The following is a 16,864-nucleotide window of genomic DNA, read 5'->3' as shown; positions in this document are numbered from 1 at the left end:
CTCATTCTTTGCAGTCATCCTGCTCTTGTCTCATGCGTTATTTGGGAGTCATAGTTTGGATCCGAAAGACAAAAAAGCTCTCAGCGAAATTGACATCTGTGATCTCTTCATAACCCCTGCCATCAAAGATGCAGGCTGGGATCAAATGAAGCAGATCCGGCGCGAAGTCACTCTCACTCCTGGCCCCGTTATCGTCAGGGGCAATATGTCTGCCCGCAATAAGAAAAAGAAGAAATTTGCAGACTATGTGCTTTTGTGGGAACCTGGTGTACCTGTTGCTATAGTAGAAGCAAAGGATAATACACATACCGTAAGCCATGGCATGCAGCAGGCTCTTGGGTACGCAGATATTCTGCAAGTACCCAGTGCATTGAGCTCCAACGGTGACGCCTTTGCCTCGCATAACAAAGTACCTGGGCCTGGCGAAGATATCGAAACACAACTTCCCCTTAATGCATTTCCTCCTCCTGAAGGCCTCTGGAAAAGATACAAGTCATACCGCAATATCGAAGATCAAAACGAAGGTCTCGTTTTACAGCCGTACCATATAGATAGCTCTGGGAAGGAGCCTCGTTACTACCAAACCGAAGCTATAAACCGTACTATGGAAGCCATTGCTCGTGGGGACAAACGCCTTCTGTTGGTGATGGCGACAGGCACCGGTAAGACCTACACGACTTTCCAGATAATCTGGCGACTGTGGAAGGCAAAGGCGGTAAAAAGGGTGTTGTTCCTGGTTGATCGCAATATTCTTGCTGATCAAACCCGAGTAAATGATTTCAAACCATTTGGCTCGGTCATGACCAAGATCAAGAACCGTAAGATCGACCCTGCCTACGAAATCCACCTCGGCCTTTATCAGGCGCTAACGGGGCCCAATGAAGAAGATAAAATATACAAGACGGTCTCCCGCGATTTTTTCGACCTGATTATCATCGATGAGTGCCATCGTGGCAGTGCGGCAGATGATTCAGCCTGGCGGGAAATACTTGAGTATTTTTCAGGGGCTATTCAGCTTGGTTTAACAGCCACCCCGAAGGAAACAAAGTACGTCTCCAACATCACTTATTTTGGTGAACCGGTCTATACTTACAGCCTTAAACAAGGGATTGAGGACGGCTTCCTCGCTCCCTATAAGGTTGTGCGTATCTATATCGATAAAGATATAGATGGCTGGACGCCTCCTCCCGGGATGAAGGATGATCTTGGCCAGGAAATAGAGGGTCGCACCTATACCCAGCAGGATATGGATCGTATTCTCATTCTCAATCAGCGCACAAAGCTGGTTGCCAAAAGGGTTGTGGATCTGCTCAAGGCAACTGATCCTTTCGCAAAGACCATCGTCTTTTGCGAAGATATCGATCATGCCGAACGTATGCGAGCAGCCATTGTTAACGTTGCCGGGCAACTTGCCATCGATAACCCCAAATATGTTATGCGGATCACTGGGGATAGTGTTGAAGGCAAAGCTGAACTTGATAACTTTATTGATCCGGAAAGTACCTATCCCGTTATAGCAACAACTTCCGAGTTGATGTCAACTGGAGTCGATGCCAAAACCTGCAAGCTGATTGTGTTGGATAAGTCCATCAATTCCATGACAGCCTTCAAGCAGATCATTGGCCGGGGAACCCGTATAGACGAAGAGCATAACAAATACTTCTTCACCGTCATGGATTTTAAAAAGGCCACCGAGCTTTTTAGGGATCCTGATTTTGATGGTGATCCACCTGTAATATATGAGCCGAAAGATGGTGATCCTCCGGAACCGCCAGATCCCCCACCAGGCGAAGATGAGGATGTAATTGAAGGTGACGATGAGTCTGAAGGAACCAAAAAGATTTATGTGAGTGGTGTCCCTGCAAAAATACTCGCTGAACGGATTGAGTATATTGGCCCGGATGGCAGTCTGATAACCGAATCCTATAAGGATTTTACCCGAAAGCAGATCAAGACTGAGTTCACCTCCCTGGATAATTTCCTTCGTCGTTGGAGCTCTGCCAAGAAGAAGCAGACACTCATCGAACTCCTCGAAGAGCATGGCATTATTTTGGATAACCTTGCCGAAGAAATTGGTACCGACTATGGTGACTTCGATCTCATCTGCCATATTGCTTTTGATCAACCGCCACTCACACGAAGGGAGCGCGCAAACAACGTCAAAAAACGCAATTACTTCACCAAGTATGGAGATCAGGCACGAGCGGTCTTGGATGCCCTGCTCGACAAATATGCCGATGAAGGCATCAGGACTATTGAAAACCCCAAAATACTCAAACTTCGTCCGTTTAGTGACATGGGCACCCCAATAGAAATTATAAATACCGTTTTTGGTGGCAAATCAAACTATGAGAATGCTATTCAAGAGCTGGAAAATGAATTGTATTATCAGGAGCAGTCTGCATGAGCAACATTTCAGGAATTATTAAATCCATTCAGGACATTATGCGCAAAGATGTTGGCGTCGATGGAGATGCCCAGCGCATTAGTCAGTTGGTCTGGATGTTCTTTCTTAAAATATTTGATGACCGGGAAGACGAGCTGGAGCTTCTTGAAGATGATTATCTCTCTCCGCTCCCCAAACATCTGCGTTGGCGGTCCTGGGCCAAAGATCCGGAGGGAATGACCGGCGATGAATTGTTGGATTTTATCAACTTACAGCTTTTTCCAACTTTAAAAGGCAAGCTCAATGTTATAGGGCCCACCGGCAAGCGAGCCTTGGTGGTTCAGGACGTCTTTGAAGATACCTACAACTATATGAAGTCTGGCACCTTGCTACGTCAGGTAATCAATAAAATCTGCGAGATAGATTTTAACTCCCAGGAGGATCGCCATACCTTCGGCAATATCTACGAGCAAATCTTAAAAGATTTGCAGAGTGCAGGCAATGCCGGGGAGTTTTATACCCCACGGGCTATCACCCAATTTATTATTAATAGGGTCGATCCTCAATTGAATGAATCTGTGCTCGATCCAGCCTGCGGCACTGGCGGATTTCTGGCCTGCACAATCAGGCATAAGCGTAAGAACTATGTGAATACGGATATCGACGAACAAACATTACAGGCTTCGATTCAGGGTGTTGAAAAAAAGTCCCTGCCGCACATGCTCTGTGTTACTAACATGATCTTGCATGGTATTGACACTCCAACCAATATCAAGCATGACAACACCCTCGGCAGGCCCCTGCGTGACTATACCAATAAAGACAGGGTTAAGGTTATAGTCACCAATCCACCCTTTGGCGGCATGGAAGAGGATGGTATTGAAAACAATTTTCCAGCTACCTTTCGTACCCGGGAAACTGCCGATCTTTTTATGACGCTCATTATTCACCGACTCAAAGATCAAGGCCGAGCCGCTGTTGTTCTGCCTGATGGTTTTTTCTTTGGCGAAGGCATGAAGACACGGCTCAAAGAGAAACTACTGGCCGAGTGTAACCTTCATACAATCGTCCGTCTGCCAAACGGTGTGTTCAATCCTTATACCGGTATAAAAACCAATCTTCTTTTCTTCACCAAAGGGCAGCCAACTGAACATATCTGGTATTACGAGCACCCGTATCCGGAAGGAGTCGTCAGCTATAATAAAACCAAGCCAATGCGCTCTGAAGAGTTTCAACCAGAGATTGATTGGTGGGGTGACGAGAAAGATGGTTTTGCTACAAGGGGAGAAACCGAGCAGGCCTGGAAAGTCTCAATAGATGAGATTAAAATCCGTAACTATAACCTGGATATCAAGAATCCCCATGTCGGCGATCAGGTTATTCATGATCCGGATGAACTGTTGAGGAAATATGACAGACAGCAGCAGGAAATATTGAACCTGCGTAATCAGTTAAAAAATATTCTGGCTGATGCCCTGGGTAATGGGGGTTCAGTATAGCAATGATGGATTTAATTACTGAGCATCTTGATATCTGGACGTCTGCTCAAGTGCAGAAAAAAAATGGTGGTCGAGGGCGTGGCAAGATGTCAAATGGGAAAAGTATCCACGGCATAAAGAAGCTGCGGGAACTAATTCTTGATTTGGCTGTGCGAGGGAAATTGGTCCCTCAAGATCCAGACGATGAGTCTGCGATTGTGCTTTTAGAGAAAATTGCTCAAGAAAAGAAACGATTATTGAAAGAGGGAAAATTAAAAAAACAAAAGAACCTGCCTTTAATTGCCAAAAATGAAAAACAGTTTGAGATACCGCAAGGATGGGAATACGTACGCTTTGGCAATATTACCTTCAATAGAGATTTTGAGCGTGTACCTCTTTCAGTTGATGAACGAAAAGGAAGACAAGGGGAGTATGATTATTATGGGGCTTCTGGTGTTATTGATTCCATCGATGATTTTATTTTTGAAGAACCTTTACTCTTAATAGGTGAAGATGGTGCAAATCTAATTAACCGCTCCACACCAATTGCATTTATAGCACGTGGTCAATATTGGGTAAACAACCATGCCCATGTACTTGGTGCTTTAACAGAAGGATTACTTGAATATATCTGCTTACATATTAACGCGATTTCGTTAGAACCATATGTGACTGGTACAGCTCAACCAAAGATGAATCAGGCAAAAATGAACTCAATCGTTTTAGCCCTTCCCCCACTAGTCGAACAACACCGCATAGTAGCCAAAGTCGATGAACTAATGGCTCTCTGCGACAAGCTGGAGCAGCAACAAACAGATAGCAGCACCACCCACCAAACCCTGGTAGAAACCCTGCTCACCACTCTCACCAATGCTGCCAACCAAAATGAGTTCGCCGAAACATGGCAACGCATCGCAGACCACTTCGACACCCTGTTCACAACCGAACAAAGCATCGACCACCTCAAACAAACCATCCTTCAGCTTGCCGTCATGGGCAAACTTGTTCCTCAAGACCCAGATGATGAACCGGCTAATGTTTTTCTAGAAAGAATTGGACGTAAGAGTAAAAATGTTAGAAAGAAATCATTTTCAATGATCTCGAAAAGTGAATATCCATTTATACTACCAGACAATTGGGAATGGATAAGGTTTGGCGATTTGGGCGAAATATTGGGTGGTGGAACGCCAAGTAAATCAAATCCGGAATTTTGGGGAGGTGAAATACCTTGGATATCCCCCAAATCCATGAAGATGGATTATATTTCTGATTCAGTCGATAAAATTACTTCCGAAGCAGTAAATAAATCAGCTGCTAAAATGATCCCTGTGGATAGTCTTCTAATTGTTGTGCGAGGAATGATATTGGCACACTCATTTCCTGCGGCAATTAATTTAACTCCGGTTACAATTAATCAGGATATGAAAGCGGTTGTTCTGTCAGGACCTGAAAAAGCTTTCATTCTTCTAATGATTAAAGGATTAAGGGATGAGTTTCTTAAGCTTGTTGAACGTTCAAGTCATGGTACTTGCAAGCTTGTTTCGAACAAATTGTGGAACAAAATTATAGGAATCCCACCACTCACCGAACAGCGTCGCATCGTTACCAAAGTAGAGGAACTAATAACGCTCTGCGACACACTCAAAGCCAGCCTCTCAAAAAACCAAACCACTAAAATCCACCTAGCCGACACGATAGTCGAGCAGGTCATCAGCCAAGAAACCGTGCAGCAATGACTTGAAAATCACCCTTATCGAGAAAACAATGAACGAACCAATCAAACAGCAATATGCACTCTGGGACCAATTTCTCGAACGTTTCCCTCTCGAAAAACTACAATCGATGAGCTTGGAGGAATACAGCCAGGTTGGTTCAAAGGATTCGTTCACTTGGTGGGTTGAGTCGGGTCTGGACACACTAGGCTCCATCTGGGGATCCACGTCCTTTAAGTTTGGCATATACGCTCGTAGAAACACAGATAAAGTTTTCAAAAAACAGCAATATAAGTCCGATGATCAGTATGCCTGGCAAGCAAAATATGGCGAAACATCGGAGGAAGCATTTAGCGCTGTGAAGTCAGTCATTATCAAGATAGCTGAAGCAGCACTGCTGGGGGACCTTGACGCGATTGATCAGGCCGATCTCAGCCCTAACTACAAATGGAAACTCGCTCATCTCTATCAGGACAGAGAAAGACCAATCGTTCTCAATATTTTCACGAAAGAAGTATTAGCTCATTTCCTACAAGCAAAAACAGGAGTCACCGTACCAAAGCCAACCCTGGCTCACCTCTACCGGGAAACCATGCGACTGCGCAATAATCAGGATCTCCTTGAGTTTGGGGATGTTGTATGGAAGGAAGGTACGATCCAGAAATCCTATGCCAAGATCAAGACAGACTTCTTCAAACACTTTCCTGACTTTTCGACCTTTACCAACCCTACCGAAAAATACCTGCAAGAAGAGCGGAACTATAAACAGGAACTCTGCACTATCTATGCAAAGGAAATTGCTCCCCGGTTACACCCCTTGGTATCTGGTGAAGAAGAACTACTTCAGCTTGGCAAAGATCTTTCGGCTTTGTTCTCACGTAAATTAGTCAGCGACAACGCTCCACAGAATCTTGTGGGTTGGCGATATTCTGAATTTGTAAAAAAGATGGATGACAGAGCTCAGATCGACTTTGCCAAAGCGGTTTCCAGGCTGACTGATCCAACCATTGGTTTAGATGTGAAAATCCCAGATTTTATCGATTTCCTGCATCAACACTCTGCCGATGGTAAGTGTGGCCAGGCAGCCACCCGTAGTTTGACCACCTTTTTCCTGTTCCTCAGTGATCCGAAGATACATTTTTTCATCAAAACAGAAGAAGTCAGCAAACTCCTGAAGCTGTTCAACCTCGACAAATTCAACAACGATAGCCTGGCTCCTGAAGAGTATGGCCGAGTGCAACGATTGGCTGGAGATATATACCAATTGCTTGTTGAAGACGGCTTGGATCCGCAGGATATGATTGATGTGCAGAGTTTTGTCTGGTCGGCACTCTATTCTCCCTCTGCAGCTGAACAGTCGGAATTAGAAACAGAGAAAAGAGAACAAGAATCTCCACTTCAGCTTGAGAGCGACATGTCATCCTACCCTTTAAATCAGATTCTTTATGGTCCCCCAGGAACAGGAAAAACCTACACTACTGCCAAACGTGCAGTACAGATTTGTGATGGCAGCAGCCCAGGTGATAGAGCGGCTCTAATGCACCGTTATCGTGAGTTGATAGCTGAGAAGCGGATCAGCTTTGTCTCGTTTCATCAGTCGTTTAGCTACGAAGAGTTTATTGAAGGAATTCGACCGGAGCTATCAGGACAGGATGAAAGTGAGCAGGGTCAGCTCATCTACAAAGTGGAAGACGGATTATTTAAGAAAATCTGCTCAATGGCGCGCAGTTCCTCTGATGATTTACAGAGGGCAAAGAGTAAGGTTAATGATCTCACCAGCAGAAATTACTACAAAATGTCTATTGGTGGACTGTATGATCCGGAAATAGAGTCATACTGTTTTGAAAATGGTATTCTTACTCTTGGAAAAGGAGGAGACGTCGATTATTCAGTTCTCTCCAAGGAAAAAAACTGGCCAAAAGCTCGTGATGAGATCAAGAACATCATGCAAACCGGTGCACCCGGAGCAGACATGAGGCCATTCTCCGTTCAAGCGATGTACTATTTTAGAAACATTTTGGATGTGGGTGATATTGTCATTGTATCCAGAGGAAACAAATCAATGCAGGCCGTTGGGCTGGTAACTGGTGAATATGAGTACAAACCTGACATCTTTCCTGGGCAAGAATATGTACATTTTAGAAATGTAAAATGGCTCATTCAAGGTTCCAATACCCCTGTCGAAAAAGTATATTCAAAAAATTTCACCCAACAATCGATATACAACCTTAATCCCTCATATCTGAATTTTGAGTATCTTGAAAAAATCCTTAATAGTAGTTCTGAGGGAGGAGAGAATGAGCCTCCCGAACGGTACGTATTGATCATCGATGAGATAAATAGGGCCAACATCAGCAAAGTGTTGGGTGAACTCATCACCTTGATAGAACCAGACAAACGTCTTGGCATGATCAACGAAGTGACAGTCAAACTTCCCTACTCCAGGGAAGAGTTCGGTATACCTGCAAATCTGCATATTCTAGGAACCATGAATACGGCAGACCGATCCCTTGCCCTTATGGACACTGCTCTTCGGCGTCGTTTCGAGTTTGGGGAGATGATGCCTGATTCTGACCTGCTGGCCGGTATCGAAGTTGGTGAGATAAAAATAGATAAACTTCTGGAGACAATGAATCAGCGGATAGAGGCACTGTATGATCGGGAACATACAATCGGCCATGCCTTTTTCCTGCCCTTGAAGAAAGAACCTACTATAGACAACCTCGCCTCGATTTTTAACCATAAGATCATCCCTTTGCTGGCGGAATATTTCTTTGAAGACTGGCAGAAAATCAGACTTGTGTTGGGAGACAATCAGAAAACAGATCATCCGGGAGCTCAGTTCATTCTTGAAGAGGAACTGGAGAATAATGGCAGTGTTCTTTTTGGTAACTCTACAGATCTTGCCATGTACGGTCTTGATCGTGCTCGTCAATATGTACGCAATAAAGTAGCTCTTACCGATCCTGATGCCTATGTAGGCATATACAATAGCGCAGCGTTGAAAGAGGAATAGGAAAAGCCATGCCCCTTTTAATCAGGGAATATGGCTATCTTCTACGGGAACAGGATCTGTCATCCCCCGATGAGAAGGCCATTGCCATCCCTTCGGCGGATTTCGACTTTCTTGAATTTCGGCTATGTTCTTTGGGCGATGACAATGAAGACCGTTTTTTTCTGAAGCCTGCGCTATTTAAAGGAAGACGGTCGCTGCAGGTGCAAAACCACGTAGGGGTTCTTCAGACACCTTCCGGAACACAGATCGAGATCCTCCCCAAGATTTATAGTGGCCATGGCCAGGAACTAGGGCCAGATCAGGTTAGAAATATCCTGATTCGAATGTTGGGCTATCTGAGGAATTCACCATTTCGACAAAGTGACCGAGCCTTGCTGGCTGATGTTTCTATGCCTCTCATTGAAGTGTTTGTCAGTTATTTTCTCCAGCAGGTGAATAAGCTGGTCAAACGTGGCATCCGTTCTGACTATGTGGCTACCCAAAAGAACATTGGCTTCATGAAAGGCAAGCTCCTGGTTGCAGACCAGATCCGCCATAATCTTGTCAACCAACATCGTTTCTATGTGGAATATGATGAATTTCAAGTGAACCGGCCTGAAAACCGTTTGATCCGCAGTGCACTTGAAAAGATAAGCGCCATAGTTTTGCAGAGTCGTAACCAGCGATTGTGCAGGGAATTGCTCTTTGCCTTTGATGATGTTCCGCCCGCAGCGGATGTTCGAACAGACCTTGGCCGCTGCTCAAAGGATAGAAGCATGGGCTATTACGAGCATGTGCTGGACTGGTGTCGTATCATCCTGCTTGATCAAAGCCCCATCGGAGCTGCTGGTGCTACTCGGTCTCTATCGCTGCTCTTCCCAATGGAGAGGATCTTTGAAGACTATGTTGCCGCTCGGATGAGAGCACTGCATCCAAGCTGGCAGATTCGGACCCAGGCGAGAGATCATTATCTAATGCAGCAAGAGGGGAAAAACCACTTCCTCATGAAACCAGATCTTGTTTTAAGCCGAGATAAAATAAAGGTGGTCGCTGATACTAAATGGAAGCTGTTGGGCCAAGATAGCTCATTACCGATTCATTCGTCTATCGGACAAGCAGACCTGTACCAGATGTTTGCCTATGGGAAAAAGTACCTACATGACCAACAGGTGAAGGAGGTGTACCTGATTTATCCAAAATCGGCCAACTTCACCAAACCAATAGAACCATTCAAATATGAAGACGGTTTTCGACTATTAGTTGTTCCTTTTGATCTGTCACTTGATGTGGATAACTTATTAATAGGGGAAAATTGTTTTCTGGCATAATTAATATTACCCAGAGCAAAAAAGGAGATTTTTATACTCCGATCGCTTTCCAGACCCAATATAGCTATATGGACTTTTGAAATCTGAGCAGACAGCACCCTCCGCGTAAAAAGATTCTACCATCTCTTAAAGACTCTGTGAAATCTCTACCACGAAAAAGGGTTGATTGTTACTTTATCCGGAGGCAGAGATGAAAGTACTGATATGGTTAACACAGTCAATAATAAACAGTTGTGCACTGCCTCTTTTTTTATCACCGGTCTATCGATGTTTGCAACGAGGTTAATTAACATCTTCCAGTTCATGGTCAGAGACGGGGTCATCGTTTAACGACGGTTGATCAGTCTGATATGCGCGGGTTGGGTACCGTATGAATTGGCTTCGTCGTGGAGCTGCCTCTATCTATCATCGGGAGTTTCAGCTGTTATGCTTATTCCCATAGTACTTTCGAGGGTTCTCCTGACCGTGACCGCGTCTCTGACCATGAACTGGAAGGACTGTGTCCTTTTTATCAAATACTCCTGTTGATTGAAGTTATTAGTTGAATTCCCACAATATAGCTGAGTCAGCTCTTTTGTTTGAGCCCTGCTACCGGCGCTCAAAAGTTATGCGGCTTTAGGGAGAGCCTGGGCAATTGCCCAGGAAAAACCTGCAATCTCTCTGGCAACAGCTGTTTTTGCAACATTTGTCTTTTTCCCTTTGGCCATTAAATATTGATAACGTGTGCAAAGTCGGCACTGAGCTTTCCACGAAATATTCAGAACTTCTTTTGGTAAATCTTCTTGCCGTTTAAGAATTGCTCTGCTTTTTCTTGCGGCAAATCGATATGCATGAGCTGCTTCCACTAAGGCTCTGCGTACGTGGCCATTACCCGTCTTGGTAATTGCGCCTTTTTTCACCTGCTCACCGCTTGAATGTTCAGAGGGGATAAGACCAAGAAAAGCCATCAGCTTTCCTGGATTTTCAAAACGAGTCAGATCGCCAAGCTCTGCTGCTATGGTTGCTGCAATAATAAGAGAGATCCCCAGCATGGACTGAAGGGCCTTGATCAATTCATGCAATCTGCTCTGCTGGGATTGTTGTCGTATTTGCTCCGTTAAGCGCTGAACACGATTGCCGCAGTCAACGACAGTATCGATATATTCTTGAAATACTATCTGTTGCGCAGGATGTGGCATAGCAATATCAGCCAACCAGTTGAAATGGGCTTTTGTCCATTTACTTCTCCCTGAATAGACGACGTCATGTCGAAGAAGAAATCCACCAATTTGTTGTTTTGCTGTTCGAAATGCACGAGTTGCATCTTCTCGAGCACGGACTAAATCGCGCAAAGCTTCATCTTCTTCAGTTGGGACGTATACAGGTGTAAGTTCACCTGATCGATGCAACCTGGCTAAGGAAAGGCTATCGCGCCTATCGTTTTTCAACCGGTTACCACTTGGTTGCGGTATTTTGGATGGAGCAACAACAGCACAATCCATATCATTATTGGTCAAATAGCGATAGATGCCATATCCACATGGGCCCGCTTCATAAACAAACCTGAGGACGGCTCCTTTTGATATAAGTTTACGGATAACTTTGTCCAATTGATTCATGTCGTTGTCAATTTTACCGTAATATCTGACCTCACCATCACGACCTTCATCGGCGATTGCAATTGATATTGAGTTCTTGTGGACATCTAAGCCGATATTCTTTATTATTTTCTGCATGACCTGCCTCCTTGATTTTGGCTCTGAGTTGTTGGTTGAGTCTACAACTTAACCCACGTTTGCAAGGTAGGCAGGTCTATTTTTGCTTATGTGTTAACCATTATATCTATCAAGCATCGACTACGGAAATAATGGAGCAGTTGTCATAAAAGATATTCTGGAATAATCTAAGGGCAGGTGGTTGTTTAGATTTTGCTAGGAAAATGATCTGTTGTGAATCGTCGATGATGCACAGAAACAATCTACAACTTTATGACGGTTCAACTATCTTTGCATTGCCATTGTCAATCTAGTGTATGAAGATACCAGAATAGATACTGTGGTATCAGTCGCTGTGCCTGACAGCATCCCTATTGTTGTAGCACTTATTGTACTACTCCAGCACTAGATGGGTCATGAGTAATTTAAAGAATATAAGGAGATGTCAACGACGTGCTATTAATTTGTTAGGTATCTTAGCGCTTCGGCAGCCGCATTTGTTTGCCGTTTCTTAGATGAAGTCCTAATGTCCACTAATTGACGTACTTTTTAACTACCTCTCGACACATGATCGGACTATGTGCCTTTTGCAAGGCGATTCCTCTATTGTATGTGATTATAGCCTTTTACTGTTCTTGTGAAAATTTGGCGATTAAAGACATGCTTTTCGATCCATCGGAAACAGTCGATTCTGTTTCCTAGCGCCCTTTTCATTGTAGTGTCTTACTGAATCTGATATAAGCATTTGTATTCATATGAATATACAGCACTTTAATAGGTGTGACAACGTGGTGTTTTGTGATGCTTGCTGAAAAGCGATATATGTCTATAAGTTGCTCGACGCCTGTTCTGTTTGATATCGAAGAAGAATCGACACCGCTGATAAAAAGACGGCTAAGCCAGCTATTCGAATAAAAAAGGGAGAGAATTATGGCGGAATCTGGACAAATCACACCAGCCACCGAAGTGATGAAAGAAGCCGTTATAAGTATGGCGGTTGAATCCTGGCGCTTTGGCCGGGTGTTTGACCGTCTGCTCACGAAACTCGATGCCGGGGAACAGAACCGGTACAAGAGCCAGTTCCGTTGGTTTATCAAAAAGGTCGAAGAGGCCCTGGAGCAAGCGGATCTGCGAATCGTCAACGTCGAAGGGCATCCCTTCGACCCCGGCATGGCCGCCACCCCGCTGAATATCGAAGAATTTGATGCGAAGGATGCCTTGATGGTCGATCAGATGCTCGAGCCGATCATTATGGGGAAAGAAGGTTTGGTTAAGACGGGAACCGTCACTTTGAGGAAGGTGGAACTATGAAAAATTTCGTTGGTATTGACCTGGGTACAACAAACAGCGCGATCTGTTCCTACGACGGTTCCGAGACCCGCATCTGGAAGAGCCCCGAACAAAATGATGTAACGCCTTCGGCGATCTATATCGACCGGCGGGGGAACAAGTATGTCGGCAAGAGAGCATATGACTCGGCTCCACACAGCCCGGATAACTCCGCACTGCTATTTAAAAGGCTGATGGGAACAAGTACCCCTGTTCAGCTTTCGGCAGTGGACATGACAAAATCTCCGGAAGAATGCTCTGCGGAGGTGTTGAAGGTGCTGTTTGGCTATTTGCCAGAAGAAATCAGAAACAATCCCGACACAGGGACTGTAATCACGGTCCCTGCTGCATTTAACCAGATGCAAAAAGACGCGACCATGCAAGCCGCAACAATGGCTGGCCTCGGTAAAGTCGCTATCATGCAGGAGCCGGTTGCTGCGGTGATGAGCGTCATGCGAGCACGCAATGCCGACGGCATGTTTTTGATCTACGACCTGGGTGGCGGCACACTTGATATTGCCATTGCAGAAAGCCTCGGCGGACGGGTCAACCTGCTTGCGCATGGTGGGATCGCCATGTGTGGCGGTCGGGATTTCGACCGTGTTCTCGTTGACAATGTCGTCCGTCCTTGGCTGCTCGACAATTTCGCTTTGCCTGAAGACTTCTCGGTGAACCCAACCTTCAAATCGCTCATCCGCCTGGCGATCTGGGCCACAGAACGTGCCAAAATAGAGCTGTCGGCGCGTGAGGAAGCGGTTATCAGCCTCTCCGAAACCGAAGCGCGAGTTCGAGACCTCGATGGTAACGAGATTTACCTTGATATACCGCTACTACGAGACACCTATGACAAACTGATAGCCGACCGTGTCGGTGAATCGATAGCTTCTGCCCGTGACACCCTCTCGAAGGCAGGGCTTACACCTCATGACCTAGAGCGCATTGTGTTTGTCGGCGGACCGACCAATTACAAGCCTTTGCGCGACAAGGTCGCCTTTGAGCTTGGAATCCCTGGTAGCACTGATGTGAATCCCATGACTGCTGTGGCTGAAGGGGCCAGCCTGTTTGCTGAATCTATTGACTGGAGCTCCCAGAACCGCTCAAGAAAAAACACCCGTGGACAGATTTCCTCTGGTGGTGGATTGGCTCTGTCCTTCAATTACATCGCCCGCACGCCAGATGTGAAAGCTAAGATTGCTGTTCAACTGGCAGGTAAAGTCTCCACTGGTTCTGAGTTCCAAGTTGACAGTGCTGATACCGGATGGACGTCTGGCCGTCTTCCTCTCAAGCATGGCACAACCATCGACGTCACCCTGACGAAAACCGGTGACAACACCTTCAAAGTGTTTGTTTTCGATTCCGTAGGCGGTCCCATCGCTCTGGATCAGGACAAGATCGTCATTACCAGGACTGCCGCCACAGTTGACGCCATACCGGCCTCGCATTCAGTTGGAATTGAGGTTTTGGAGAAGCTCGGTGGCCGTTCAGTGCTCGACTATCTGGTTCGCTCGGGCGATTCGCTCCCCAAAAAGGGAAAAAAGGTGTTCAAGGCTGCCGAATCTCTCAAGTCCGGCGCATCTGGTTCGCTCAATCTGAAATTGTGGGAAGGCGAAATCGAAGACCCCATCACAGATAATCGTCCCATCGGCGTTCTGAAAATTTCCGGTTCAGATTTCGACGACGGTGTGATTCCTGCCGGTGCAGATCTCGAGTGTGATTTTGAGATCTTGGACTCAGGAAACATCATTATCGAAGTTTCCGTCCCATGTATCGGTGGCACATTCCACTCAGGCAAGAATTTCTATTCGCGCCAGGAAGGACAGCTCGACTACACCTCAGCTTCCGTTCTTGTGGCCGAAGAGGGTGAGCGGACGCTTAACCGCATTGATGAGATTAACGAGGTCGTGGACAACCCAAAGTTGGAGCAAGCCAGGAAGAAACTCGAATCCGCCATCTCGCTCGATCCTGAGGAAGCGGAAACCGAGAAGGCCCAGGAGGCCATGGAAAATATTTTTGAGGCTAGACGATTACTTGCCCAAGTAAGAAAAGAACACCTCAAGGAAATCAGAAAGATCGACCTTGATGGTGTGGTGTCCTTCTTCGATGAGCATATACGCCAGCATGCCCGTCCGTCGGAGGCCACAGCGTTCGATAATTTGGCGAGAACCGCCCAACGTTCCATCGATAGAAACGATAAGGATTTTGAACATCATTTGGATGAACTCAAGGGCAAGAACTTCGAAATTCTTTGGCGTCAGGATTGGTTTGTTGTTGAACGGTTCAAATCAATGGTCAACTCTCCACACCTTTTTGCCGACAAGCACCGCTTCGAAGAATTGGCCAACATCGGTGCGCAAGTCATGCGCTCCGACGACATTGAAAAGCTCCGCGCCGTTGTCGCTCAACTTTCAATGATCCAGATTGGTGGCGGCTCCGACAACGAGATGTTTGATGTGGCCAATATTATCAGGGGATGATTTATGGCGAAGGACTTATGGCTACCTAAAGGATATGAGCTGACGGATGGGTCAAAGATCCGGTCGCTTCTATTTTCGGGAGATGGTTGGCAGATTTTTGATACCAACGGATCGGACAACATCCTGCTCGCCCGTCGTGATTTGGTTGAGAAATGGAGTGAATCCGATTTTCTCAGTGCTTCTCTCTTTGGCGAGATCACGTTCGGAGCGGCGTCATTCCGAAGTCTCAGCAGCCATAAGAAATATGCGCTTGCTCCTGTAGAAAGCGGTAAATCTCCCGACAGCAAAGTTGACGCCATCGCATTCTCTTTTGCCTTGAAGGAATCTCGTAAGCTGTCAACGGATGCGTCCTTTCATGACTCTATTTATATAGAGCAGTATTCCAGACTGCTGCCGACTTGGACGCTAACACCTCATGTCGAAGATGAAGTGGTTTTGGGAACCTGGATCACTGGCGGAGTGGTTGTTTCGACTGAATCGTTTCGGCGGCTGACGACTCTTACGGGGTGGATGCCTGCCGGTGATCTTGCAGAAATTGTCAAGGCGGCAGGGTTTCATGTTCCTGCTGACGCTGGCCTTCTTACAAAGCGCAAGCCAGCTTCTCAACTCAAAACAGGTGAGAAGACCACCGTTGCCAATGTATCAGTCGAACCGGAGCAACCCCAATCACAGGGCAACTTTGTTACGCCTAAAGTGTTCAGTCTTCCTGGCCGACCGCAAATCGAAGAGTTCTTTAACGAGCACATCATCGACATCATCTTCAATGCCGAGAAATATCAGGCGATGGGAATCGAATTTCCATCGGCAATCGTTCTCCATGGTCCTCCAGGCTGCGGCAAAACTTTTGCCGTTGAGAGGCTTGTGGATTTTATCGATTGGCCCAGCTATTCGATTGATTCTAACAGTGTGGGCAGCCCCTACATACACGAAACCAGCAAGAAGATTTCCGAGGTTTTTGACAAGGCCATAGATGGAGCTCCGGCCGTGATCGTCATCGACGAAATGGAGTCCTTCTTGTCGGACAGACGATCCGGCGGGACTTCAAGCTTGCATCACGTCGAGGAGGTTGCCGAATTCCTTAGACGAATACCTGAGGCCATCAAGAACAAGGTTTTGATTATCGCCATGACGAATCTGATCGAGATGATTGATCCTGCCATTCTGAGGCGAGGACGTTTCGATCACATCATTGAGGTAGGAATGCCGTCGAGAATCGAAGTGGCATCTCTCCTCGACTCACTTCTGAGCAAACTACCTAAAGCGGAAGATCTCAATATCAATACCATTCTGGATGCCCTGACCGGGAAGGCGCTATCCGATTCCGCTTTTGTTATACGTGAAGCAGCAAGGCTCGCCGCTAAGGCAGGGAAGTCTCAACTGGATCAGGAAAGCATCGATGCTGCATTGAAAAGCCTTCCTGAAGATAAAGAGAAAAAAAGTAGACGTATCGGATTCTGAATTTCCGGAG

9 protein-coding genes are annotated in these 16,864 nt (G+C 46.0%); 8 read left to right on the top strand and 1 reads right to left on the bottom strand.

Annotated elements, in window-relative coordinates; translation table 11 throughout:
- Nucleotides 1–55 precede the first annotated feature (55 nt).
- From hsdR to FCL47_RS08750, 5 genes are read left to right on the top strand one after another with little or no spacing between them, the layout of a single operon-like run.
- Nucleotides 56–2,407 (top strand): EcoAI/FtnUII family type I restriction enzme subunit R, encoded by a 2,352-nt coding sequence (gene hsdR, locus FCL47_RS08770; protein ID WP_136813124.1) that lies wholly within the window; start codon nt 56–58, stop codon nt 2,405–2,407.
- A complete protein-coding gene (locus tag FCL47_RS08765; RefSeq protein ID WP_136813123.1) occupies nt 2,404–3,885 on the top strand; it encodes a class I SAM-dependent DNA methyltransferase in 1,482 nt (493 codons plus the stop codon). The genes hsdR and FCL47_RS08765 overlap by 4 nt, the downstream gene beginning before the upstream one ends.
- Before the next feature lie 2 nt (nt 3,886–3,887).
- Complete coding sequence (locus FCL47_RS08760; protein WP_205747263.1) at nt 3,888–5,600, top strand: restriction endonuclease subunit S; 1,713 nt, start codon at nt 3,888–3,890, stop codon at nt 5,598–5,600.
- A 28-nt stretch (nt 5,601–5,628) separates the two neighbouring features.
- Nucleotides 5,629–8,592, top strand: a complete 2,964-nt coding sequence (locus FCL47_RS24530) for an AAA family ATPase (protein ID WP_136813121.1) — start codon at nt 5,629–5,631, stop codon at nt 8,590–8,592.
- Between the two features lie 8 nt (nt 8,593–8,600).
- The gene (locus FCL47_RS08750) at nt 8,601–9,899 is read left to right on the top strand and encodes an McrC family protein (RefSeq protein ID WP_136813120.1); all 1,299 of its coding nucleotides are present in this window, start codon (nt 8,601–8,603) and stop codon (nt 9,897–9,899) included.
- A 605-nt stretch (nt 9,900–10,504) separates the two neighbouring features.
- Here the strand turns inward: FCL47_RS08750 and FCL47_RS08745 are convergent.
- On the bottom strand, nt 10,505–11,614 hold the full coding sequence (locus FCL47_RS08745) for an IS110 family transposase (protein WP_136813119.1): 1,110 nt from the start codon (nt 11,612–11,614) through the stop codon (nt 10,505–10,507).
- Nucleotides 11,615–12,523: 909 nt separating this feature from the next.
- Between FCL47_RS08745 and FCL47_RS08740 the strand changes: the two genes are divergently transcribed.
- The 3 genes from FCL47_RS08740 to FCL47_RS08730 are packed head-to-tail and all read left to right on the top strand — an operon-like array spanning nt 12,524 to nt 16,854.
- Nucleotides 12,524–12,904, top strand: a complete 381-nt coding sequence (locus FCL47_RS08740) for a hypothetical protein (RefSeq protein WP_136813118.1) — start codon at nt 12,524–12,526, stop codon at nt 12,902–12,904.
- Nucleotides 12,901–15,396, top strand: a complete 2,496-nt coding sequence (locus FCL47_RS08735) for an Hsp70 family protein (protein WP_136813117.1) — start codon at nt 12,901–12,903, stop codon at nt 15,394–15,396. The genes FCL47_RS08740 and FCL47_RS08735 overlap by 4 nt, the downstream gene beginning before the upstream one ends.
- 3 nt (nt 15,397–15,399) lie before the next feature.
- Nucleotides 15,400–16,854 carry an ATP-binding protein gene (locus FCL47_RS08730; RefSeq protein WP_136813116.1) on the top strand — a complete coding sequence of 485 codons (1,455 nt, stop codon included), beginning with the start codon at nt 15,400–15,402 and terminating at the stop codon, nt 16,852–16,854.
- Nucleotides 16,855–16,864 lie beyond the last annotated feature (10 nt).

The sequence above is a fragment of the Desulfopila sp. IMCC35006 genome (genome assembly GCF_005116645.1).
Classification (GTDB): Bacteria; Desulfobacterota; Desulfobulbia; order Desulfobulbales; family Desulfocapsaceae; genus Desulforhopalus_A.
Note: the sequence above shows the minus strand (reverse complement) of the source record. Positions and strands in the feature narration are given on the sequence as shown.

What these genes read in the sequence shown, in the direction of transcription:
- FCL47_RS08765 (WP_136813123.1), top strand. Translation starts at nt 2,404, where the DNA reads ATGAGCAACATTTCAGGAATTATTAAATCCATTCAGGACATTATGCGC.
- FCL47_RS08760 (WP_205747263.1), top strand. Translation starts at nt 3,888, where the DNA reads ATGATGGATTTAATTACTGAGCATCTTGATATCTGGACGTCTGCTCAA.
- FCL47_RS24530 (WP_136813121.1), top strand. Translation starts at nt 5,629, where the DNA reads ATGAACGAACCAATCAAACAGCAATATGCACTCTGGGACCAATTTCTC.
- FCL47_RS08750 (WP_136813120.1), top strand. Translation starts at nt 8,601, where the DNA reads ATGCCCCTTTTAATCAGGGAATATGGCTATCTTCTACGGGAACAGGAT.
- FCL47_RS08745 (WP_136813119.1), bottom strand. Translation starts at nt 11,614, where the DNA reads ATGCAGAAAATAATAAAGAATATCGGCTTAGATGTCCACAAGAACTCA.
- FCL47_RS08740 (WP_136813118.1), top strand. Translation starts at nt 12,524, where the DNA reads ATGGCGGAATCTGGACAAATCACACCAGCCACCGAAGTGATGAAAGAA.
- FCL47_RS08735 (WP_136813117.1), top strand. Translation starts at nt 12,901, where the DNA reads ATGAAAAATTTCGTTGGTATTGACCTGGGTACAACAAACAGCGCGATC.
- FCL47_RS08730 (WP_136813116.1), top strand. Translation starts at nt 15,400, where the DNA reads ATGGCGAAGGACTTATGGCTACCTAAAGGATATGAGCTGACGGATGGG.